At 60.2% G+C, this 23387-nt stretch carries 15 protein-coding genes and 2 pseudogenes; 1 reads left to right on the top strand and 16 read right to left on the bottom strand.

All coding sequences use genetic code 11. The annotated features are described in order from the left end of the window. Nucleotides 1–94: 94 nt before the first annotated feature. From XaFJ1_RS03280 to XaFJ1_RS16060, 16 genes and pseudogenes are all read right to left on the bottom strand, one after another. A complete protein-coding gene (locus XaFJ1_RS03280) occupies nt 95–2893 on the bottom strand; it encodes a TonB-dependent receptor (RefSeq protein ID WP_045756727.1) in 2799 nt (932 codons plus the stop codon). A 335-nt stretch (nt 2894–3228) separates the two neighbouring features. After that, nucleotides 3229–5814 carry an ATP-dependent chaperone ClpB gene (gene clpB, locus XaFJ1_RS03275; protein ID WP_012915240.1) on the bottom strand — a complete coding sequence of 862 codons (2586 nt, stop codon included), beginning with the start codon at nt 5812–5814 and terminating at the stop codon, nt 3229–3231. Between the two features lie 259 nt (nt 5815–6073). Continuing rightward, the gene (locus XaFJ1_RS03270; protein WP_045757184.1) at nt 6074–6913 is read right to left on the bottom strand and encodes a DUF3014 domain-containing protein; all 840 of its coding nucleotides are present in this window, start codon (nt 6911–6913) and stop codon (nt 6074–6076) included. A 185-nt stretch (nt 6914–7098) separates the two neighbouring features. After that, nucleotides 7099–8703 (bottom strand): hypothetical protein, encoded by a 1605-nt coding sequence (locus XaFJ1_RS03265; protein ID WP_012915238.1) that lies wholly within the window; start codon nt 8701–8703, stop codon nt 7099–7101. Between the two features lie 112 nt (nt 8704–8815). Further along, nucleotides 8816–9298 carry a DUF3574 domain-containing protein gene (locus XaFJ1_RS03260; RefSeq protein WP_012915237.1) on the bottom strand — a complete coding sequence of 161 codons (483 nt, stop codon included), beginning with the start codon at nt 9296–9298 and terminating at the stop codon, nt 8816–8818. A gap of 358 nt (nt 9299–9656) precedes the next feature. Further along, nucleotides 9657–10982: an ABC transporter permease gene (locus XaFJ1_RS03250; protein ID WP_012915236.1), complete on the bottom strand. Its 1326-nt coding sequence runs from the start codon at nt 10980–10982 to the stop codon at nt 9657–9659. A 12-nt stretch (nt 10983–10994) separates the two neighbouring features. Then, nucleotides 10995–12161, bottom strand: coding sequence for an ABC transporter permease (locus tag XaFJ1_RS03245; protein ID WP_012915235.1), 1167 nt, complete (start codon nt 12159–12161; stop codon nt 10995–10997). 15 nt (nt 12162–12176) lie between these two features. Further along, nucleotides 12177–12866 carry an ABC transporter ATP-binding protein gene (locus XaFJ1_RS03240; protein ID WP_012915234.1) on the bottom strand — a complete coding sequence of 230 codons (690 nt, stop codon included), beginning with the start codon at nt 12864–12866 and terminating at the stop codon, nt 12177–12179. Nucleotides 12867–13047: 181 nt separating this feature from the next. Further along, a complete protein-coding gene (locus XaFJ1_RS03235; protein ID WP_012915233.1) occupies nt 13048–14304 on the bottom strand; it encodes an efflux RND transporter periplasmic adaptor subunit in 1257 nt (418 codons plus the stop codon). 61 nt (nt 14305–14365) lie between these two features. Beyond that, nucleotides 14366–15480, bottom strand: a pseudogene (locus XaFJ1_RS03230) (IS3 family transposase). A 133-nt stretch (nt 15481–15613) separates the two neighbouring features. Then, nucleotides 15614–16816 (bottom strand): ABC transporter permease, encoded by a 1203-nt coding sequence (locus tag XaFJ1_RS03225; protein ID WP_012915232.1) that lies wholly within the window; start codon nt 16814–16816, stop codon nt 15614–15616. Continuing rightward, entirely contained in the window at nt 16813–17748 is a 936-nt protein-coding gene (locus XaFJ1_RS03220) for an ABC transporter ATP-binding protein (RefSeq protein WP_012915231.1), read from the bottom strand. The genes XaFJ1_RS03225 and XaFJ1_RS03220 overlap by 4 nt, the downstream gene beginning before the upstream one ends. Then, nucleotides 17742–18680: a transposase gene (locus XaFJ1_RS03215; protein ID WP_155393060.1), complete on the bottom strand. Its 939-nt coding sequence runs from the start codon at nt 18678–18680 to the stop codon at nt 17742–17744. The genes XaFJ1_RS03220 and XaFJ1_RS03215 overlap by 7 nt, the downstream gene beginning before the upstream one ends. 8 nt (nt 18681–18688) lie before the next feature. Beyond that, nucleotides 18689–19672, bottom strand: coding sequence for a HEAT repeat domain-containing protein (locus XaFJ1_RS03210; protein ID WP_155393059.1), 984 nt, complete (start codon nt 19670–19672; stop codon nt 18689–18691). Between the two features lie 328 nt (nt 19673–20000). Further along, nucleotides 20001–20135, bottom strand: a complete 135-nt coding sequence (locus XaFJ1_RS16350; RefSeq protein WP_268988970.1) for a hypothetical protein — start codon at nt 20133–20135, stop codon at nt 20001–20003. 188 nt (nt 20136–20323) lie between these two features. Beyond that, nucleotides 20324–20747, bottom strand: a pseudogene (locus XaFJ1_RS16060) (IS3 family transposase); the annotation flags it as partial. Between the two features lie 200 nt (nt 20748–20947). On the opposite strand from XaFJ1_RS16060, the gene XaFJ1_RS03200 reads away from it, so the two are divergent. Continuing rightward, nucleotides 20948–23383, top strand: coding sequence for a TonB-dependent receptor plug domain-containing protein (locus XaFJ1_RS03200; RefSeq protein ID WP_012915228.1), 2436 nt, complete (start codon nt 20948–20950; stop codon nt 23381–23383). Nucleotides 23384–23387: the final 4 nt, after the last annotated feature.

The raw sequence follows: 23387 nt of genomic DNA, 5'->3' as shown, positions 1-23387 counted from the left end.
CACACCGACGGCATCGCGCCGTCTCGCACAGCCCATACCGATATGGCCGCGCATACCCCGCTACGGAGCCACAAACGCGCACGCATGATGTCGGTCAGTACGTGACCCGGATCGAGGCCCCGAAGCGGCGGTCGTTGAGCTGGTACTGCAATGGTGCCGCTGGCGTGCCGATGTAGGTCTGATTCATGCGGTTGGTCAGATTCACCGCGTCGAACGACAGCGCCACATGCTTGTTCACGTCGAAACTGAGCGAGGCATCCAGCGAGGCATACGGTTTCTGGAACTGCGGAATGCCGTTGGCGCCGCTGCCATACGTGGTATCCAGATACGCACCGCGCCAACTCCAGGCCAGGCGTGCGGTCAGGCGGCCTTTTTCATAGAGTGCCACCGCGTTGTAGCTATGCTTGGACAATTTCTCCAGCGGTACCCGGGTCGGGAGATTGGAGCCAGGCGTCGCGAAGGGATTGGAAACGCTACTGTCCACGTAGGTGTAATTGAACTGGAAGCCCAAACCACTCAGCCAACCGGGCAGGAAATCGTAGAACTGTTGGTAACCGAACTCGGCGCCACGGATGGTGCCATCGCCGGTGTTGAGGGTGGTGCCGATGTCGTAATCCAGGCCATTGTAATTGCGCACCACCGTGCCGCTGGCCAGGAAGCCATCCACCCGCTTGTAAAACACGCCCGCAGTGAGCGAGCCGGTGGGCGCGAAATACCACTCCAGCGTCGCATCGTAGTTATCCGAGTGAATCGGATTGAGCAACGGGTTGCCGGAAGAACCACTGGGCCGGCCGGTCACCGGATTCACCTGACCGGGCGCGCCCAGCGACACATTGGTCGACATCTGGTCGAAATTGGGCCGCGCAATCGCCTGCGAATAGGCCAGACGCGCTTGCAGCGTGTCGCTCAGGTGCACGCGCAGGTTGAGGCTGGGCAGGACATCGTGATAACTGCGGCGCACCGAGAGCGGCGCAATCGTGCCATCGTCCATGAACAGCGCGCCATCCGAACCCGTCGTGGTCTTGACCAGGCGCACGCCGGCATTGCCGTCCACGGGCAGGCCAGCGATCTGGGACTCGTAGTCGGCGTTGACGTAACCCGCCCAGGTCTTTTCGGTCTGGTGGTTGAGGTTATCTGGCCGGAACACGGTCTGCGGCGCGAAGCCAAACAGCGCTTCGGTCCGCGCCGTACGATCGAACAAACCGTTGCCGTTGGCGAATTCCGGGTACAGAACGCCGCCGGCCAGGGTATTGCCGTCGAAGAAGTGCGGCGACGGGCCGCGCCGTACCAACTCCGGATGCAGCGCGACGTTCGGATAAACCAGATTCGCTGCACAATCGCGATCGGCGCCGCTGACGCCCAGGCAGGCCGCATTCCAAGTGCCGCGCAGATCGATGCTGGTATTGGCGTAGCGCACGCCGCCGGTGAGTTTGGTGAAAAAGCCACCCTCGGTGAAATATTCCAGATCCGATTGCAGGGCCAGCTGATCGGCGTCGTTACGCTGCAGCGCATCGGCGATGTAGCTGAAACCGTAATTGCGTGGATCACTGAGCAGGGCAGGATTGCGCACGTTGAAGCGTGGCCTGGGGCCGTTGAGATCGAAATCGACGATCGATTGATGCGGGCCGGTGGTGCCGTCCTCATCGCCACGGTCGTACAGGGAAACGACGAAGCCATTGCGGTCGGCATCGTAGAATGTATCCAGATACTGCGCATCGAACGTCATCGCCAGCTTGTCGCTGGCATTCCAGCGCAGGTTGAGGCTGTAGTTGGTGTTTGCCGATGTCAGATCCTGATCGAAGCGCGCCGACTCGAAGACCTGATTCTCCAGCGCGCCAGAGGTGGCGTAGCCTTGGTTGTTGAAGGTAAATGCGGCGCCGGGCAAGGGCGAGGTCGCGTTACGTCGGTTACTCGCATAAAAATACTTGCCTTGGCGGAAAAAATCGTACTGCGTGCGCAGGAATTGTCCGGTGACCAGCACGCTGTCGGAAGGCTTCCACTGCAACGTCGCCGCCGTCCCCAGGCGTTTGCGATCACCGCCGTCGTCGTAAATCTGGAACCCGTAGGGAATCTGCGCAGTGTCCGGTGCGCCCGCGATGGCACCTGGCTGCACCGGGCCGAACGGACCGGACAAAATGGCGTCCTGGCGGTAGCTGGATCGCCCCGCACCGACATTGAACAGCACCCCGACTTCGCCGAGGTCGGTCTGGAAGCGGTCGCTGTACAGACCGGAAGCCGATCCCCCGGTCTTGTCCGCGCGATCGTAATAATTTCCCTTGAGCGTCGCGCTCAGCACGCGACCCGGGGCATCGAACGGAAGCCGCGTGCGCAGATTCACCACGCCTCCCACACCGCCCTCGATGATGTTGGCAGGCGGGCTTTTGTAAACGTCGATGCCGGACAGCAATTCCGGCGGAATGGCTTCCAGATCCAGCGTGCGCCCACCACTGGCGGAAAACGTATCGCGGCCGTCTAGAAAGTTACGCACCTGGGTCAGACCGCGCACGGTGACGGCCGGCTGCGTGCGATGATCGAAGTCGGTCGCACCTTCACCATAACGGCGCTGGATCTGCACGCCGGTGATGCGCTGCAAGGCTTCCACCGTGTTCGCATCCGGTAGCTTGCCGATGTCCTGGGCCTGTACCGAATCGACGATCTGAGTGGCGTCCTGCTTGATCGCCTGCGCCGAGCGCAGACTTTCGCGCACCCCGGTCACGACCAGACCATCCAGCGTTTTGACATCCGCCGTAGGCGCGGTCGCCACATCCTGCGCAGGACGCTCGGTCGGAGGCGGGGGCGCGGCCTGTGCCCACGCCAACACCGGGGTCAACATGGCCAGACCCAGGGCGCTGGCAAGCGGATGCATGCGGCTCCACAGTGGACGATTCGGCATTCGCACGCTCTCCGAAACTAGCGGAATTGGTCTTCGAATCGATGCTGACACTACAAGCGCAGAACGGCACACGAGAAAAACAGCCACGCATCGGCCTCCATGGCATCGGCAACGCTCATAGCTGCAACAGCAGCACTGACTTTCTGCTACCGATATTTATATGATCATTTAAAGAACGCACGTCGCATCGCAACAATGCCAACACCAGCACACTGCGTGGCGCACGTGCAGGATCGCGATATCTGACTGTCCAAGCGCGCCGCCGTGGCACGCGTGGGGCCATCGGCAAGCCGCGACCCGCTCCGGCAGCACGGTCGATGCCGGAGCGGTCGGCCTCAAGCTTTGGCGAACAGCAGATGCCCGCCCTCGGCATCGACCTTGATGATGTCGCCACTGAGGAACTGACCGGACAGGATCTGCTGCGCCAGCGGGTTCTCCAGTTGCGCCTGAATCGCACGCTTGAGCGGACGCGCGCCGTACACCGGATCGAAGCCGACGTTGCCGAGCAATTCCAGTGCGCGATCGCCGAGTTCGATCTTCAAGCCGCGCTCGGCCAGGCGCTTTTCCAGGCCATGCAACTGGATACGCGCGATCGCCTTGATCTGCGCCTTGTCCAACGGATGGAATACCACGATATCGTCCAGCCGATTGATGAACTCGGGGCGGAAATGCGCCTGCACCACACCCATCACCGCCGCCTTCATCTGTGTGTAGGCCTCGGCACTGTCGTCGCCGCTGAGCTCCTGAATCTGGTGCGAGCCCAGGTTGGACGTCATCACGATGACGGTGTTACGGAAGTCCACGGTACGGCCCTGTCCATCGGTCAGGCGACCGTCGTCGAGTACTTGCAGCAGGATGTTGAATACATCGCTGTGCGCCTTCTCCACCTCGTCGAGCAGGATCAGGGAATACGGCCGACGCCGCACCGATTCGGTGAGATAACCACCTTCCTCGTAGCCAACGTAGCCCGGAGGCGCGCCGATCAGCCGCGCCACCGAATGCTTTTCCATGAACTCGCTCATGTCGATGCGGATCATCGCGTCGCTGCTGTCGAATAGAAACTCGGCCAGCGCCTTGCACAATTCGGTCTTGCCGACGCCGGTCGGCCCCAGGAACAGGAACGAGCCGCTGGGGCGATTCGGATCGGACAACCCCGCACGCGAACGGCGCACCGCATCGGACACTACCTTGATCGCTTCATGCTGACCGACCACGCGTTGATGCAGTTCGTCTTCCATGCGCAACAACTTGTCGCGCTCGCCCTCCAGCATTTTGTTGACCGGAATACCGGTCCAACGCGACACCACTTCGGCAATTTCCTCGGCGGTGACGCGGTCTTGCACCAGCTTGAACTCATGCTGCTCGGCCTCGTTGGCGGCCGCGAGCTGCTTCTCCAGATTCGGTAGCAGGCCGTACTGGATCTCGCTCATCTTGGCGTAATCCTGACGCCGCTGCGCCGCTTCCAGTTCCACCCGCGCCTGCTCGATTTGCTCCTTGATTTTGGTCGCACCCTGCAACGCGGCTTTCTCGGATTTCCACACCTCGTCCAGGTCGTAGAACTCGCGTTCGAGCTTGTCGATGTCCGCTTCCAGATCGGACAGACGCTGCCGCGAGGCGTCATCCTTCTCTTTCTTCAGCATTTCGCGCTGGATCTTCAACTGGATCAGACGCCGCTCCAGGCGATCGAGCTCCTCCGGCTTGGAATCGATCTCCATGCGGATGCGGCTGGCGGCCTCGTCCATCAAATCGATGGCCTTGTCCGGCAACTGACGATCGGTGATGTAGCGGTTGGACAACGTGGCCGCGGCGACGATCGCCGGGTCAGTGATCTCCACGCCGTGATGCACCGCGTAACGCTCCTTGAGCCCGCGCAGGATGGCGATGGTGTCCTCCACCGTGGGCTCGCCGACGAATACCTTCTGGAAGCGCCGTTCCAGCGCCGCATCCTTCTCGATGTACTTGCGGTACTCGTCCAGCGTGGTGGCGCCGATGCAGTGCAGTTCGCCGCGCGCCAGCGCCGGCTTGAGCATATTGCCTGCGTCCATCGCGCCATCGGCCTTACCAGCGCCAACCATGGTGTGCAGCTCGTCGATGAACAGGATGATCTGGCCTTCGTTTTTGGACAGATCGTTGAGCACGCCCTTGAGCCGTTCCTCGAACTCGCCGCGGAACTTGGCCCCGGCGATCAACGCGCCCATGTCCAGCGACAGCACGCGCTTGCCGCGCAATCCTTCCGGCACTTCGCCGTTGACGATGCGCTGCGCCAGGCCCTCGACGATGGCGGTCTTGCCGACACCGGGTTCGCCGATCAGCACGGGATTATTCTTGGTGCGCCGTTGAAGCACCTGCACGGTGCGGCGGATTTCCTCGTCGCGGCCGATCACCGGATCGAGCTTGCCGCTCTCGGCGCGTGCGGTGAGGTCAATGGTGTATTTTCCTAGCGCCTGGCGTTGGTCTTCGGCGTTTTCCGACTGCACGGTTTCGCCGCCGCGCAACGTGTCGATGGCCGCTTCCAGTTTCTTCTTGTCGGCACCGGACGCACGCAACGCCAGACCCAACACACCGGCATCGTCGACGGCGGCCAGCACGAACCATTCGCTGGGGATGAACTGATCGTTGTGCTGCTGTGCCAGTTTGTCGGTCTGGTTGAGCAAGCGACCGAGGTCGTTGCCCATCGATAGATTGCCCGGCTGGCCACTGACCTTGGGCAACTTTTCCAGCGCCTCGCCCAAACGCTCGCGCAGCGCGGGCACGTTGACGCCGGCCTGCGCCAGCAGTGGCCGGGTGCTACCGCCGGCCTGATCGAGCAGCGCCGTGAACACATGCACCGGCTCGATGATGGTGTGGTCGCGGCCTACGGCCAGCGACTGCGCGTCAGCCAGCGCCTGCTGGAAACGCGAGGTGAGCTTGTCCATCCGCATCGGGAAATCCTCTGACTGGGGCCGGCCATGCCGGCATGCCTAATCAGATGCGGTTGACTGCACCTGTTTCAAGCCCATGCCTCTGCACACGTACAACCCACGCAACGCAGGGCGTGCATGAACCTGCGACGCTCACCGTCTACAGCGCAGTGATGCGAAGGTGGTCCTCGTTCAATACGAATGCGATCTTCCGCCACTCCATGGAACGCGATGGCGAAGACGGCTCGCAAGGTCTATCGCCGATCGTCCTTGCTGTCCCTCATGTCTGGGTCAAGCCCGCGCGCAACGCACGCAATTGCACCTTTACCGCAGCGGCCTGCGTCGGCCCCAGTCGCAGCAAGGCCTTCTGCCCGACCGAGAGCGACTCCAGCGCCGGATCGACGAAACGGAACTTACCGTGCACCGGATCGTTCACCACCGCCAACGGCGCCGACGGCAGCGGGGTCTGCAGCAGATGGTCGATCACCTGCACCAAGCGGTCGTTGAAATATCCGTGCGGATACCCCAGCTCCACATAGGCCTGCTGAAACAGCGGATAGAAACGTCGGTAGGCCGCTACCAGCACCTTGGGATCGGCATGGGTGAAGGCCTGCACGTAGAGCGCATAGCGCTGCGCATTGGCTTCGGCGATGACCTGGATGCCACTGGCATCTTTGCTCACCTGCAATGCGCCGGGGACCGCGGTGAGCGCCAGCGCGCGCGTGGTGACGCGGTGCTGCGTCAGGTTGTCGACCATCGTCACCAGGCGCTGGATCAGATGATCGCGCAACAGCAACGCCAGTGGCGTATCGCCACCGGCCAGCTTGGTCAGTTCCGTCCAGGCGGCGGCATCGCTCTCGGCCAAGGACGGAATCGCCGCATCGGCCGCATCCGCGGCGGCGGCATCGATCGGATGCTGGATCGGTGGTGCCGATGCAGCATCCGCCGCGGCTGGCGCAGACGGCACCGCAGGCGCGACGGGAGCACTCGGCGGCGGTGGCGATGGTGGGGCCACACGCTGCAGCAAACCGCCCAGGGCGTCGCGGAACAACCATGCTGCGGCGGCAACCACCAGCACCGCGACCAGCATCCAGGGCCAAAGGGAAGGACGTGGCGGCATGGCAGGACGCGGCGGCATGGAATCGGGCTCCGTTGATAGAACTTCATTCTGACAGCGACAACGGCCACTAGGTTCCGATGCGACACGGTCGGTGTTCAGCATCGAACGGGATGCAACCGCGACGACCATTGCAAACACATCGCCTCTTTCCGCTAGCGTTCCACCGCGTGCGGGCGCAATCGCGCTCAGTCCACGACCCGCAGCGCACGCGGCCTGTGCAGCGACAACAGACCGATCAACGCGGCCAGCAGCAGATAACCACCGGCAAACTGCCACGCCATCAACTGAGGCACGCCGCGCAACGTCCAAGGCAGATAAATGCCGCCACGCGGATCCACCGAATGGATCAGGCCGAACAGCGTCAGTCCCGCCGCCACCAACAGAAACCCCGCAGCGCGACGCAAGCGCCCGTCCACCATCGCCGCCACCGTGGCAATCCACAGCATGGCGGTGATGATGAAACCGTTGCCCAGGGTCAGAATCACCGCCAGTTCCGGCAACCCATTGCCGTCCAGCGTGGTGGTCAGCGCGGCCAGATGGTCCGGCGCGATCCAACCCAGCGCCTTGATCGCCAGCAGATACGCCACCGACGGTAGAAAACCCAACACCATCGCGCCAGCATGGCGTTTGGGGGTGGCCTGGAATGCCTGGGTAGTGATATCAATAGACACGTACACGATGATCGGCGCCAGCACCGCCAACGGCAGCCACTGCACCAGCCCGGCGACCAATCCCAACATGCCGCCCAGGCCGATGAACATCCCGGTCAACAACGTATAGCCACTGCGCGCGCCCATGTGCTTGTAGGCCGGCTGGCCGATATAGGGCGTGGTCTGGGCGACACCGCCGCAGACCCCGGCAATCAGGGTCGAACACGCCTCGACCAGCAGAATATCGCGGGTGCGGTAGTCATCGCCGGCCGCACGCGCGCTCTCGCTGACGTTGATGCCGCCGACCACCATCAGCAAACCGAACGGCAACAGCAACGGTAGCAGCGGCACCGTATCGGCCAGCCCGGCGACGAAGCCCAGGCTCGGCCATGGCAGCACCAAATGCGGTGTGACCCACTGCGCCGCCTGATGGCCCGGAATGCCCATTCCTACCGCATTCAATCCGTAGTAAAGGCCGGTGCCCAGCACCAACGCCAGCGGTACCCCTGGCAGGCCAAACGGCAAGCGCCCCCTGGCGATCAGCACGTACAACAACAGGCCCAGCACCACCAAACCGACCACGGGGGTGCGCAAGGTCTCCAGCAGTGGCAGGAAGCCCATCAGCACCAGCGCGATGCCGGCGATGGAACCGAGCAACGCCGCACGCGGCAGCGCTCGCGTGACCGCCTCGCCGAAGAACGCGAGCACGGTCTTGAGCGCCCCCATCAGCACCAGCGCGGCCATGCCCAGGCGCCAGGTGGCCAGCGCCGCCGCCTGCGGATCCAGACCCTGCTGTTTGTAGCGCACGAACGCCGGGCCGAGCACCAACAGCGCCATGCCGATGCTGGTCGGCGCATCCAGGCCCAGGGGCATCGCGGTGACATCGCTACGCCCACTGCGCGCGGCCAACTGTCGCGCCATCGCGGTGTACAGCAGATTGCCGATCAGCACCCCGAACGCGGTACCGGGAATCATCCGCGTGTAGATCACCTCGGCGGGGAACTGGAACATGCCGACCAGGGCCAGAGTGATGAAACCGAGGATCGACAGATTGTCGACCACCAGGCCGAAGAAGCCATTGAGATCGCCCACGACGAACCAACGCGGCCGCGTGGCAGAGGACACCGAGGCGAGGGTCATGGCAAACCGACCGTAACGCTGAGCGTGCGCGCGGAGCCGCACACGCGCTCAGCCCGCCGCGCAGCGCTGCGGCATGCTTGGCTCCCAACCCGACAGGCAGACATCACGGCCATCAAAACGACACCTCCACCGCCTGCCGTGCCCACAGCACCGACTGGTGTCCAGTGGCCTGCTTCCACGCCAGCCGGATCGCCTCGATGTCCGCGCGACGCTGCGGCGTGTCTTCGTGCAGGATCACCAGTACCTTGGTGTTGAGCCGATTCGGTTCCTTGGCGCCGCGAAACAACCACTGGCCGTAAGCATCGAACACGGTCAGGCCATCGGGGAAGCGCGGTGTGACCTCCTTGTCCAGGAACGCGCGCCAGCGCGCCTGGCTGATCGTCTCGGCCTGCGGACGATCGGCCGGGCCGTGTTCCTCGCCGACGCCGAAATACAACTCGCTGCGCACCCACCCCTTGGCCTGCGCCGGGCGGGCGGCATCGCCCTGCAACGCGGCGCTGACCGCGCCCGGTGCGGCGGTGGAGGCAGAAGGCGCGACGCCAGTACAGGCGCTCAGAGCAAGGAGGACGGCAAACAAGGGGACACGGTGCAGCATCGGCGGGATCTCAGTCGAAACACGGGTAAGAGCGCGCGATGGTAAGGCTTCGTCGCTGAAAAAACCCGTGACGCCATATCGACCAATGCATTGCAGGCATCCTCCGGCGTGCTGCGCTTGCCAGTTTTCGCCAGGCTAAAACGGATCTATCTCATGACCAAGTTGAAGAGCGAGAAGATGAAGGACGAAAAGGGCAATCGCATGACCGAGCAGCGAAGAACTGCGACCGGTTGATGACGAACAACCAGAGGGGACATCAACCTGTCTACGAAAAACGGGCGGCTCATTTCGCTTCGACATGAACACTCCTCACGGCCTTGATCGGCCTTCTCGTAAGTGCCCGTGAAATGCCCCCCCCTCACACCTCGCGCAGAGCTACTGTGATCGGCAGGCGGGCGGCGCGCAGGGCGGGGAACAAACCGCCGACGAAGCCGATCGCCATGGACCATTTGATTCCGGTCCACAGCACCTCGGGCGAGACCTTGAAGGCGAAGGTCAGCTGGCCGACACCGCCGACCAGGGTCGAGGCGGTGAAGCCGTTGAAGATCACCCATGCCAACACGCCACCAAGCACGCCGCCAAGCAGCGCCAACAGCATCGTCTCCAGCATCACCGCCACCACCACCGGCACGCCGCGGAAGCCAATCGCACGCAACGTGGCGATCTCGCGGGCGCGGGCGGCGACAGTGGCGAACATGGTGTTGAGCGCACCGAACACCGCACCAATCCCCATGATCGCACCAACCATCATGCCGATGGCGCGGATAATCTTGGTCATCTGCTCGGACTGCTTGCTGAAGTAGGACAGGGTAGTTTCGGCATCCACGTCCAGCTGCGGGTTGGCGGCCAGCGCGGCCTTGAAGCTGGCGAGAGCCTGCGCATTGGTCAGCTTGGCGATGACCGAGGTGCGCGAGCTGCCGCGGCGATAGGTGGTGGCGACCACTTCGGCATCGGCCCACAGCTCCGAGTCAGTGGCATCGCCAGACTGGAAGATGCCAGTCACCGTCCATAGCTGGCTGCCCAGACGGATCTGCTTGCCTGGTTCCAACCCCTTGAACTGACGCTGCGCGCCGACGCCGGCCATCAGCTCGCGCCGCCCCGGAACAAACTTGTCGCCCTGCACGACCTTGACGTTGGGGCGTATGGTCCAGGCCGCCGCGCCGACGCCGCGCAGCTGCACGCTACCAGTCTCGTCAGGAGCGCCGTCGCGCAGCGGCAGGTTGGCGGCGACCACCAGTTCCGGCGAGATCAGGGCGCGGTTATCCAGATCGTGCGCCACGCCCGGTGCCTGCGCGATCAGGTTGACCGCCTCATGCGGGAGAATGGACATCACCTCGGCCGAGGACGCGCCGCGCAGCACGATGGCGGTGTCCTCGCTGCCGCTGGCGCGCAACGTGGCACGATAGCCCTGCGCCATCGCCAGCAGCGCCACCAGCACTGCGACCACGCCGGCGATGCCGATCACGATCACCGACGAAGAGCCGATGCGCTGGCGCAACGTGCTCAGGCCGATATGCGTGATCGAGCCCGCCTGCTGGCCACGCCGGGTGAACAGCATCCACAGCAAGAACACCGCCACCAGTGGCAACAGGATGTACCAGGGCAAAGCCAACCAAGCGACCAGGCCGACCAGCACGACCACAAACAAGCCAAGCCCGCGTGCGAAGGATTTCAGGAATCGCATGGTGAATTCTCCTTAGCGCCCGGCCAGGGCATCGACGATGTTCAGGCGCCCGGCACGCAGCGCGGGCAGGAGGCCGACCAGCAAACCGATGCCCAACATCAGCGACAGGCCGAGCACCCAGCTATGCAAGCCGACCGGCGGCATGGTGATCGCGCCACCAGTGGCCGTGGTCAATATCGGCCCGATCAACGCGGCGATGCCCAGCCCCAGCACGCCGCCCAGCACCACCTGCAGCACCGACTCGGCCAGCACCAAGCCCAGCAGCGCGCCATCGCGGAAACCGATCACCTTCATCACCGCCAGTTCGGAGGTGCGCTCGCGCACGGCCAGCGCCATGGTGTTGCCGGTGAGCAGCAGCAGGGTGAAGAACACCGCGCCCATGATCGAGCCGACGATCAAGCCGATATCAACGACCTGCTTCACCACCGAGGCCATCGCGGACGATTCGGTCTGGGTCTTGGTCTCGTGGTCGGAGTTCATCGACAGCGCATCGATCGCCTTGGCCACGCGGTCGGCCTGGTTGGCATCGGCCACACCGGAGACATACCAGCCCACCGCGCCACGGTTGTATGGGGAGGATTCGTCGAAATACTTCCAGTGCAACAACATCTGCTGGTCAAACCATACGCTCCCCGAGCCCGGCTTGACTTTGAGCACGCCAACGATGTCGAAGGACCAGTTTTTGCTGCCGTTTTTGTTGGGGAAGATGGTCGACAGCAGCGGGATCTTCTGCCCGACCTTCCAGCCGAAACGCCGCATCAACTTCTCGCCCACTAGCACACCGGTTTGGGTGTTGGCGAAAGCGGCGCGCTGCGACTGGTCGACCTCGATTTCCGGATACAGGTCGAGGTAATTCGGCGCCACGGCGAAGCTGAAGACCTGGTTGCGCGCATCCTGGTAAGCGCCGCCGAACCAGTTGGCGTATGTCACCTTGGTCACGCCATCGACACGCGCGATGCGATCGTTGAGCGACAGTGGCAAGGTGTCGCTGAAGGACAAACGCGAGCCGGTCTGCAGGCGCTTGGCGCCCTGCGCGCTCTGGCCGGCCTGGGCGAAGCTTTCGCGCACGCCGTTGAGCAGGCCGAACAATAGGAACGCGGCCAGAATCGACACCAGCGTGAGAATCGTGCGGGTCTTGCGCCGGAACAGCCCCGCCCAGATCAGATGTAGGTATTTCATCGCGGGCTCCTCGCGTCAGGCGTGGGCCGGCTGTTCGACCAGCACGCCCTTGTCCAGGTGCAGGATGTGGCTGGCGTGCTCGGCCGCCTTCGGGTCGTGGGTGACCATCACGATGGTCTTGCCGTGCTCGCGGTTGAGCATCTGCAGCAGGCCCAGGATCTCCTCGGCGCTATTGCGATCCAAGTCGCCGGTGGGTTCATCGCAGATCAACAGGGTCGGATCAGAGACGATGGCGCGCGCGATGGCCACGCGCTGCTGCTGGCCACCGGAGAGTTCGTTGGGCTTGTGCGACTTACGCTCGGCCAGGCCGACCAAGGTCAGCGCGATCTCGGCGTTGCGCTTGCGCTGCGCGCCGGACAGCCGCGTCAACAACAACGGCAGCTCGACGTTTTTCTGTGCCGTCAGCATCGGCATCAAGTTGTAGAACTGGAACACGAAACCGACATGGTCGCTGCGCCACTGCGCCAGCTGGCCGGCCGACATCGATTCGAGGTGCTGGCCGGCGATCTGGATCTGGCCGTCGCTGGCCGTGTCCAACCCGCCTATCAGGTTGAGCAGCGTGGTCTTGCCAGAGCCGGACGGCCCCATCAGCGCGACAAAGTCACCGGCGGCGATGTCCAGGTTCAGCCCGTGCAGCACCTGCACGTTCTCCGGGCCGCGCTGATAGCTCTTGCTGAGGTTGCGGATGGAAACCAGGGACGTCATGGCGATGCCTCTCTTGCGGTCGATTCGGGTGGACGGCCCGAACGGGACGGCGGTAAGCGCACGGACGTCCGGCTCCGGCGCGTGACCCGGCGCGCGTGGCGCCGGCCTTATTCATGCGAAAGCGACGATCGGGCGGGGAGGTGTTCAAATGCGACCTCCACTCCCGCAATGCGATGCAGCGCTACGACTTGTCGGTGGAGCCGGTGATGACCGCATCGCCGTCCTTCAGCGTCGGCGGCGGATCCAGCACCACGGTTTCGCCGGCCTGCAGGCCACCGAGAATCTGGCGGTCGTTGGCCAGCGTGGCACCTACCTTGAGTGTGCGCTGTTGCACCTTGCCCTCGACCAGCACGAACGCCGCCGGCGCGCCATCGCGCACGGTCACCGCCGCGGCCGGCACGCGCACGCCCTTCAGCGTGGTGTCTGGCGTCCTGGCGTGGTCATCGACTGACGGTTCGAGGAAGCTGACGTTGACACCCATCTCCGGGACGATGCGCGGGTCCTTGGACTTCAGCGCGATGCGCACCTTGACCGTGGCCTTGCCGCGATCGGCGGTGGGGATCACGGCGATGACCTCGGCGGGGATCTTCCAGTCCGGATAGGCATTGAGCGTGGCCTCGACCGGCATCCTCGGCTGCACGCGACCGATATAGGCCTCGCCGACATCCACTTCCACTTCCAGCGAATCCATATCGACGATGGTGCCGATGCCGGTGCGGGTGAAGCCGCCGCCAGCCGACAGCGGCGAGACGATCTCACCGGGCTGAGCGGCCTTGGCGGTGATCACGCCCGCGAACGGCGCGCGCACCACGGTGTAATCCTTGCCGATGGTGGAGAGCTTGAGCTGGTCTCGCGCGACCTGCACGTTGCGGCGCGCGGTTTCCAACTGCGCACGCAGCGCGTCGCGCTCGGCGACCTGCTGGTCGTACTGCGAGCGCGACACCAGCTGTTGCTTGGCCAGGAATTCCAGGCGCTTGGCTTCGGCTTCGGCACGGGTCAGCTGGGCCTGCACGTTCTGCACCTGGCTCTGCGAAGCCGACAGCTGCGACTGCGCCAGACTGCGTTCGGCATCGGCGTTGATCGGATCCAAGCGCGCGAGGATCTGGCCTTCTTCCACACGCTGGCCTTCCTCGATCATCACTTCTTCCACCCGGCCGGTGATCTGCGCCGAGACCGTGGCGGTGCGCCGCGCGATCACGTAGCCGGTCGCATCCAGCACCGAGGCTGCGGCGCGGTTGTTCCCTCCCATTGCCGTCACCGTGGCGGTACGCACTTCCAGCGGCTTGGCGCGGCCCAGGACACGCCAGACGGCGAGACCGGCCAGTAACAGCACCACCACCACGAGCAGCGCGATCCACACGCCTTTGCGCGAGGACGGCGGTGGCGCCTTGTTGCGGTCGATACGGAGTTCCCTGAGCAATTCGGCAGACGAGTTCATGAAAACATCAATATCCTTTTGAGGAAAAAAGCGAGTGAATCCCCCAGGGTTCTGTAGACACTCATGACCCTCGTTGCGCGTAGCGCCGCTCGAACTCTACAGGCGACAGGTCGCCATTGGAACCATGGCAGCGTTTAGGGTTGTAGAACATCTCGATATAGTCGAACGCATCGGTCCGTGCGGCATCCTTGGTGGGATAGATCCGCCGCCTGATCCGCTCGCGCTTGAGCAGGCCAAAGAAACTCTCTACCGGTGCATTGTCGTGGCGGTTGCCGCACCGACTCATGCTGCATACCAGGCCATAGGCCACCAGGAAGCTGCGCCAGTCATCGCTGGTGTACACCGAGCCATGGTGCGCCGGGTTTGGGCTTGCGCCGCCAGAGCGCAGACAGCAAGTCCTGCAAGATCAGGTCGGTATCGGCGCGATCACGCATCGCCCAACCGATGCGCTGCCTGGAAAACAGGTCGAGCACAACGGTCAGTTACATCCAGCCCTCCCTCGTGTGTGCGGATGTACGTGAAATCGCTCGCCCAGACCGGTCCGCCGCGGTCACGTCGAAATGGCGATCAAGCAGGTTGGTCACCGCAGCGCAATATGGCCCGCCATGCAAGCGTGGCTTGCGCCCGTAGCCCACCTGAGCACGCAGACCTTCCACGCGCATCAAGCGACGCACGCGATGGCAGCTACAGCATGCGCCGAGATCGTGCAGAGCCTTGGTCACCTTGCGATGCCCGTAGACACTGCCGCTAGCTAACCATTGATGTTTGATCAGCTCCAGCAGGCGTTCGTCTTCCATGGCGCGGTCACTCTTTGGCGACTGCAGCCTGGCGTACTAACCCGCCCAGTTCACACGCAGCACTCACGCCTGAACTCCCGACGATGCCGCTACATGAAGGCGTACGCTGCCTTTACCCCTTAAAGTACGCGGCAGTTGTTTAGGATGTCGCGCTCCTCGGCCACCCGCCGCAAATCGACCTTCGGGCGTCGAACCTCGGCACTTTGATCCACCTCAGATCGCTGCTCCACACCAGGTTTGCCGAACCTGCGCAGCCATGTGTATAGGCTGTGCGCCCCCCACCCAGTCGTTCGGCCACCTCTGCCACTTTGATCCCTCGATCAGTCACCTGGCGGACCGCTTCTATCTTGAACTCACCTCTATAATCTTTGCTACTTATGGAAACCTCCGAGCTCGCCATTTTCCATGACCACGAGATATTTAAAAAAACCTGGGCAATTCATTCCTTAAAATTTGCAATAATAAAATTAAGCCAAGCCAGAACCAAAATATATTCCATCGCCAAGACCACTTTACCGAATTGACTTCCGGAAAAATAATTTAATATAATCAAAAATGGTTGCAGAGGAGCCCGCGCTTATCGTGGCGTAAACAAATACACGGCCAGCAAAAAATCTAAGTAGAACGATAGCCATTACACTGAAGATCAGCGCCAAAATTACGTCTAACGTAGGAACAGCACCATTCAGCAGTCTAACAGGCATCGCGGCCATCGATGATGGAGGAAAGATAGAAAGAAATTCAAGAAACTCGCTTTGCGGATGCTTTGCGCCACTCAATGAAATGAGCAGAAATGATATTGGAAGAATTGGCAATATGTTCCGTATAGCCGACTGCTCACTTGGCAGGATGGCGGCAATCAAGGCGAAAAAGCAATTCCAAAAACACAATCCCAGTATGCATATCAATACAAGGAGCCCCACCATGTTCGATTGTGCCAGAAGATCGACGAAAACAGATATTTTAACAAAACCCATCACTACGACGGCCAGCGACGTGTAGATCGCATAAGTGACGATGGTCTTAAGGCCATGCAGCGTTGCGGCAATGACCTTCCCGTCTAACCATATTTGCGCTGGGAGCGCGGTCAGTACCATCTCACTGATGCGGCCAAATTTCTCACCTGCGATCCCCTGCACTAACATTGAGAGGCAGCCGATGACGCCCAGCATAGTCAGTACAATAAAGCCAATGGCGAATCCATAAACCGATGCTGTCTTGGGTCTAAATGCAGCGTCGATATAAGCCAGATCAAAATTCACGGACTCGTTGATCCGCTCGTAAGCCGGCATGGAAAGCCCGGCAGTCTGTATGCGTAGATTACGCTGATGAGCTTGTATAAGCTTTTGAAATTCATCGGTCCAATTAGGTGATCTATGCACCAAAAGCGTATAAACAGATGATGATCCGTGACCAGCATCTTCTAGCAGGATGCCATCGAGCTGATCGTTCTTCAGATCAAGCTTCTTTCGTTCGAGGTCACTCACAAGGATGGGTTCGAAATGAAATCGGCTATCGCCGTTAGCGAGCGGAAAACCTTGTATCGAAGTGGCGATTCGCACTGGTGCTTTGGACCCTGCGTTCAAAATCGCCTCGCCGCCAAAACGCAAAGCAGCCAAGAGCATCAGGATCAAAAGACTAATGACTTCGCCGCGAAAATCAAAAAAACGCAGGAATTCGAATTTCGCAACCGACCATACTCTTGAGTCGTTCATTGGGAACTCTTGGAAGATTGCGGAGAATCTTTGACCACCGAAAGATACCGTTGGTGTAGATCTTCTTTAATGATGTCAATGTCACGTACGTCAGCGCGTGCAGCGATGGTTGAAAGTCTAGAGTAAAATTCGCTTGGCGTCGCAACCTGCAGACGTAGCGTCAAGTTGCCAGGATTGGCTGAAACGACCTCAGAAGCATCCCAGTGACCAGAATTTTCTGGCTCTATATCGTCATTGAAGAAGATCTGCACTGCTTTGATAGCAGGATGGATTTGTGCCTGGGCATTGTCAGGAGCGGAGTCACTGACTATCTGGCCCTGCTTTATTATCAAAATATGATCTGAAATCCGCTGCACCAATGAAAGCTGGTGCGCCGAAAGTAGAATTCCAACCCCAAGTTGACACTGCTGTCGCAGCAATGTGGAAACTATCTCTTGATTTACTGGGTCAAGGCCGGAAAACGGCTCGTCCAAGATGAGATAGCGCGGCTGGTGGATCAGGCAGCAAGCGAGTTGCAATTTTTGTTGGTTACCCTTGGAAAGGGCACTGACCTTTTCACTTCTCTTTCCGCTCAATTCAAATTTATCCAACCAATGGCGTGATGCCGACTTCGAATCGGCATTAGACATTCCTCTTATGCGACCCCAATATTCTATAATATCGCCAATACGAACGCCTTGGTACAGGCCACGTTCTTCGGGGAGGAAGCCTATATCTTCCCTTCTCACTTTTCGGATTGCACTGGAATCTTGAATCAGAACACTACCAGAGTCTGGCCGTAAAAGACCTACAATCATTCTAAAAGTGGAAGACTTTCCCGCTCCGTTAGGGCCAATAAGAGAAAGAATCTGCCCACTTTTAACACTTAGGCTAACGTCACTGACGGCAGGAAAATTTCCGAATTTTTTCGATATATTGAGTACTCTCAACATATCATCCCACCTGATTCGACTTTGGGCAGAGAGATCAATTTCTCGATGTCCGCGGTATGTATACGGGACCATTCCCTGAGAAACGCTGGATCTGCATCGCCAATCCCAGCATATATCTCCAGCGCCTCTTCCGCAGAAGTCTTCGCTGATGCAAGCGCATGGTAGGCGCACATGCGAACTCGTTCAATCGGATGTTTGCGACCGATTTCCTCTAAAATATCCTGGGACTCGCTGTCAGGGTGAGCTGCGAGTATGTGAAAGAGTGGCGCTGCGCCAATACGATTTATTACCCCGGAGATTGAACCATTTTCAACATTGAAAGCATACTGATCCATAACACTCGACCTCATCGTATTCTCCATGATGTTCAGCGAGATGGAGAATTTGTCAGCCGGCAGCTGATTATGGATATCTGTAAAAGCCCGGTAAAGCATTATCTTTCCTGTTTCAAGGCGAGATCTTTCAACGAACTTGAGGCCAGCATCTTCGCCCTTGTAGCCGATTCTATCTTTGTACTCATACTCATAATAATCACTCCAATATCCAGGACCGTGATATCCCACGGTCATGAAATTGAAATTGTGATCGTGCGGCTTGTAGTAAAAAAAAGGATCAGTGCCGCTGACTTTCATGATCTGTTCGTTTTCACTCGCCCATAAGCAAGCACGAATGAGGAACGATTGCCCACGCCGCTGGGGTCCGTACAACATGAAGACCTGCGGAGAGTATGAGTTATTTAACTGTATAGCTCGATAATCCTTCAGCTCCTTGCAAATCATTTCGGCAAGGAATGTGCGGTTATTCCCGAGTGCCTTCAATGCTGGAGCGACTTCAACGAACGAATCGTGGTCGGTCGGATCGAAGCGATCTTGATGGAGTTTTTCGACTAGTGCTTCGAGATCTGAAGCTGGCTGGTCTTCGGTATCGATCACTAGTGGCATTATTGAACCTTCGAAAGAATTTCAAGGGTTTTTTTTGCAACTTCTCTAACCTGCGGATGTACGTCACTCGAAGCAAATCTTATTAAGTGAGGCTTTGCAGCATCCATATCTAGAGTTAGCGCTTCGCGCATAACGTGCCATCTAACGAAATGATCTGGGTGATCCAGAAGTTCAATTAGCGTAGAAATTCCCTCATGGAAACCAAGTTCACGAACCGAGGTCGCTAATAGCTGTGCTCGTGAAGACATGACGCTTGCCGAGGAACAGGAAAATAAACTGCCATCATCTGTCTTGTAGTGAGCTGAGACTGATGTACGAGGTCGCTTACGGGTGATCAATACCATTAACACAGAGCCAATGCAGTGCTTGATAGACAGGCCATGGCGCCCGCCCTCCAAGAACACGCTTTCTCCACCCACAGGATTTATACACGGTAACGGAGTGGCGGTCCGGATGCCGAGCGCAGTGGCCGGACCAAATGGCTCAGCGTGCCAGAGCTCGATTGATGCGTCACCGGGCGAGATGAATTTCATCAAAGTATCGCTTCCCTGAACGGTGACACTTTTTTTATCCCCGGATAAATTCTTAGCCTGCTTCAAGGAACGCACAACAGGGGGAAGGACTAGCACAGAAATATTTACGTGCGCGTTTGAATAAAAAACCACACCGTAAAACGCTTCACTTTCGATAAATTGCGTTGCAATCGTGTAAATAGACGATTTATTGAATCTACTGGATTCTTCTTGAATGAATTCTTTGATGAGATCTGGCGTGAAGAGCGCACTGATTTCCCTGAGGCTAAGCTCTACTTCGTTTGCACTTATTTCTTCAGACAGGGCAGAAGAAATCATGTCGATTTTTTCAGGCAGCCCGGTCTCGGCTAATCGATCATCAAAGCGACTCCCGGCGCCATTGAGGGCGAAGAATATCTTCTGCGTCTCCAAGTCGTTTACCATTGTTTGGACCTGATCAGAATTCTTCACGATGACGATGCCTCCGACTTGGGTCGGCATTATGGGAAGATATAAATATAGAAGATCTGCCAAACGAGATCTTCAGAAAGATTTCGAGCCGGTCGATCAAGCTTAAACAGTGGGCAGGATTCCCCTACCCACTGCTCATCGGCCGCAACTTGCGTCAGCTACTCTGGATGGATCCCGCGGTTGATCAATATCCCAATTGCAACACCGATACCTGCGCAGACAGGGCCCACACTCTCATCAAGTGCGCAGCTACCGATCAGACCCACGTCGTAGGATAGGCTAGGAAGATCGTTGATGTTATTCATTTCGTGTACTCCCCTTACAAGATTTAGTGGGGTAGAACTGCGATGACGATTGCTACAGCGATAGTGACCGGATCAAGCGTGGACTCAAGCATCGGTGAGCCGTGGACAGCAACATCAAAAGGAAGCGACGGAAGAATGGAAGTGATGGAGCCAATCATCGTGATCTCCTTAATTTCCTATGGAGCCATATCAGGATTACAAGCCAGAGTATGGCCAACTGGTCGGCAGCGTGCGTTTTTCGTAAATATTCCTGTCGACATTTTTGACGCTACCATGAACCACTCAAAGCTCGGTAGACAATAATTATTGTCTGAACAAGTCTGCTCAAATTCAGATTGTTGCGTTTTCACGCCGAAATCACGGCCGGGTTGGAAAGGGCTGAAAACTTCACATCCTGTTTGGCGATCCTTCGTCTCATCCTCGGGCTATATCGCCACTCGATGTATTCGAACACATCGGTCCTAGCTGTATCGAGCGCCTGATACTTCATGCCTTAGATCCGCTCGCCCTTGAGCAGGCCAAAGAAGCCAGAACATGCAGCGTTGTCGCCGCAGTGATCGACAACGCTCATCGAGCACACCAGGGTGTGCTCCTTCGGGTCGCTCTGTCTGATAGCCGCCGCTTCGAAATTGACTGCCACGATCAGAGTGCAAAATGACACGATGGCCGCCGTGTCGCCGCCAGACCATCATCTGCACCGACTGCATCTAAACCATCTGCTGGTCTTTTCGGTTGTGCATCGACCCGCCCACGATGCGATGCATGAACACTCCTCATGGCTTCAAACGGCCTTCTTTAAGTACCCGTGGAAAAGAGGGAAACCCCAGCTGACGTGAATCCACGACGCGCGCACCACGTTAAAATTGCGATAACATATCGCTCCATCCGGATGGATGCAGCAAGCCCAACCAGCGACGCCCCCGAAACGACGCACCGCTGGTCTTCACGGTCATCGTTTCAGGAGAGTTCCATGTCGTATCCGTTCGCCACGCCGCTGAGCCTGGCCATCGCCCTGGCCCTGTCGGCACCCGCCCTGGCGCAGCAGGCCGATCCCGCCGCCACCAACCTGGACACGGTCATCGTCACCGGCACCCGCGCCAGCGGTCGCACCGTGCTCGAATCCACCGCGCCGGTGGACGTGCTCAGCGCCGAGGACATCCGCCGCGCCGGCGTGGTCAACGGCGAACTCGGCAGCGCGCTGCAAGCGCTGCTGCCGTCGTTCAATTTCCCGCGCCAGTCCAATTCCGGTGGCGCCGACCACGTCCGCGCCGCGCAGTTGCGCGGGCTCTCGCCCGATCAGGTGCTGGTGCTGATCAATGGCAAGCGCCGCCATACCTCGGCCCTGGTCAATACCGACAGCAAGATCGGCAAGGGCACCACGCCGGTGGATTTCAATTCCATCCCGATCAGCGCGATCAAGCGCATCGAAGTGCTGCGCGACGGCGCCGGCGCGCAGTACGGTTCCGACGCGGTGGCCGGGGTGATCAACGTGATCCTCGACGACGATCCGGACAGCGGCGCAGTGGAAACCAGCTACGGCGCCAACCATACCGACGTGAAGCCGATCCACCGCACCCTCACCGACGGCCAGACCGGCTATGCCAGCGGCAAGGTCGGTACTCGCCTGGGCGAGGATGGCGGCTTTTTCAAGGTAGGCCTGGAACTCAAACACCACGACGGCACCAACCGTGCCGGCTTCGATGAGATTCCGCCGTTCGAAGCGCAAACCCCCGCCAATCTGGCACTGGCCGGCAAGCGTAATTACGTGCTCGGCGATGGCGCCAGCAAGGACCTCAACGGCTGGATCAACGGCAAAGTGCCGTTCGGCCAGGGCAGCGAGATCTATTTCTTCGGCACCTACAACCAGCGCGACACCCAGGGCGCCAATTATTTCCGTTATCCCGACAGCGTCGCCAACTGGCTCCAGGTCTACCCCACCGGTTACCGGCCGGTGTCGCTGGGCGAAAACCGCGACGTGCAAGGCGTCAGCGGCGCACGCGGACAATGGGGCGACTGGACCTACGATGCCAGCCTCGACTATGGCCGCAACGATTTCACCTACCGGCTGAAGCACTCGCTCAACGCTTCGCTGGGCCCCGGTAGCCCGACCCGCTTCAAGACCGGCGACTACGCTTTCGCGCAAGGCGTGGCCAACCTCGACCTGAGCCGTAGCCTCGACGCCGCTGGCGCCACCCACACGCTCGGCACCGGCGTGGAACTGCGCCGCGAGCATTACCGCACCCGGCCCGGCGATCCGGCCAGCTACGCCGCCGGCCCCTACATCGACCGTCCCACCGGCGCCCAAGCCGGCGGCGGACTGACGCCACAGGACGCAACCGACCTGTCGCGCAATGTCGCCAGTCTCTACGCCAGCCTGTCCAGCCAGTTCGGCGAAAAACTCTCCACCGATCTGGCCGCGCGCTACGAGCATTACCAAGACTTCGGCAGCGAACTCACCGGCAAGCTTGCCGCGCGCTACGAATTCGCGCCCGCCTTCGCGCTGCGCGGTGCGATTTCCAACAACTTCCACGCGCCATCGCTGAGCCAGATCGGCTACGAGGCCAGCTCCAGCGGCTACGACGCCGCCGGACGCCTGCTGCAGGGCCGGTTGCTGTCGGTGGACAACCCAATCGCACAGGCGCTCGGCGCACGCACGCTGCAACCGGAAAAATCAGTCAACTACAGCCTGGGTTTCACCAGCCGCATCGATCCCCACTTCGACCTGTCGCTGGACCTGTTCCAGATCGACATCGACAAGCGTATCGCGCTGTCGGAAAACATCGACGGCGCGGCACTGACCGACTTCGTCGCGCAACGTTTCGGCATTGCCGGCCTGCAAAGCACCAGCTTCTTCGTCAACGCCGCCGACACCCGCACCCGCGGTGCCGAGCTGGTCGGCAACTGGCGGCAGGCGTTGGGCGACGGCCAGCTGCAACTCACCGGCACCTGGAGCTATGCCAAGACCCAATTGCAGAACGTGGTTGCCACGCCGGCGCCGTTGCTGGCCCTGAACCCGGACTACGTGCTGTTCGGCATCGAAGAACGCAACACCCTGACCGGTGCAGCGCCGCGTACGCGCGCACAACTGGCCGCGAACTGGAGCGATACGCGTTGGTCGTTGCAGACCCGGCTCAGCCGCTATGGCAGCGCCACTCGCATCTTCGATTTCGGTGGCGGCTTCGCGCCGCAGCAGACCTACAGCGCCAAGTGGCAACTCGACGCCGAAGTCGAGTACCGCCTCACCCCACAATGGAGCGTGGCCATCGGCGGACAGAATCTCACCGACGCCTACGCCGACCGTTCCAACAGCGACATTTCCTACTTCGGCAACCTGCCCTACGACGTGCTGTCGCCGATCGGCAGCAATGGCGCGTATTACTACGGGCGCGTGCGCTACAGCTTCTAAGCGT

This window comes from Xanthomonas albilineans (assembly GCF_009931595.1).
Lineage (GTDB): Bacteria > Pseudomonadota > Gammaproteobacteria > Xanthomonadales > Xanthomonadaceae > Xanthomonas_A > Xanthomonas_A albilineans.
This window is presented reverse-complemented; position numbering and strand designations above follow the sequence as displayed.

Excerpts from the sequence above, each read along its gene's own strand:
- XaFJ1_RS03280 (WP_045756727.1), bottom strand. The coding sequence starts at position 2,893 with ATGCCGAATCGTCCACTGTGGAGCCGCATGCATCCGCTTGCCAGCGCC.
- clpB (WP_012915240.1), bottom strand. The coding sequence starts at position 5,814 with ATGCGGATGGACAAGCTCACCTCGCGTTTCCAGCAGGCGCTGGCTGAC.
- XaFJ1_RS03270 (WP_045757184.1), bottom strand. The coding sequence starts at position 6,913 with ATGCCGCCACGTCCTTCCCTTTGGCCCTGGATGCTGGTCGCGGTGCTG.
- XaFJ1_RS03265 (WP_012915238.1), bottom strand. The coding sequence starts at position 8,703 with ATGACCCTCGCCTCGGTGTCCTCTGCCACGCGGCCGCGTTGGTTCGTC.
- XaFJ1_RS03260 (WP_012915237.1), bottom strand. The coding sequence starts at position 9,298 with ATGCTGCACCGTGTCCCCTTGTTTGCCGTCCTCCTTGCTCTGAGCGCC.
- XaFJ1_RS03250 (WP_012915236.1), bottom strand. The coding sequence starts at position 10,982 with ATGCGATTCCTGAAATCCTTCGCACGCGGGCTTGGCTTGTTTGTGGTC.
- XaFJ1_RS03245 (WP_012915235.1), bottom strand. The coding sequence starts at position 12,161 with ATGAAATACCTACATCTGATCTGGGCGGGGCTGTTCCGGCGCAAGACC.
- XaFJ1_RS03240 (WP_012915234.1), bottom strand. The coding sequence starts at position 12,866 with ATGACGTCCCTGGTTTCCATCCGCAACCTCAGCAAGAGCTATCAGCGC.
- XaFJ1_RS03235 (WP_012915233.1), bottom strand. The coding sequence starts at position 14,304 with ATGAACTCGTCTGCCGAATTGCTCAGGGAACTCCGTATCGACCGCAAC.
- XaFJ1_RS03225 (WP_012915232.1), bottom strand. The coding sequence starts at position 16,816 with ATGAACGACTCAAGAGTATGGTCGGTTGCGAAATTCGAATTCCTGCGT.
- XaFJ1_RS03220 (WP_012915231.1), bottom strand. The coding sequence starts at position 17,748 with ATGTTGAGAGTACTCAATATATCGAAAAAATTCGGAAATTTTCCTGCC.
- XaFJ1_RS16350 (WP_268988970.1), bottom strand. The coding sequence starts at position 20,135 with ATGATTGGCTCCATCACTTCCATTCTTCCGTCGCTTCCTTTTGATGTT.
- XaFJ1_RS03200 (WP_012915228.1), top strand. The coding sequence starts at position 20,948 with ATGTCGTATCCGTTCGCCACGCCGCTGAGCCTGGCCATCGCCCTGGCC.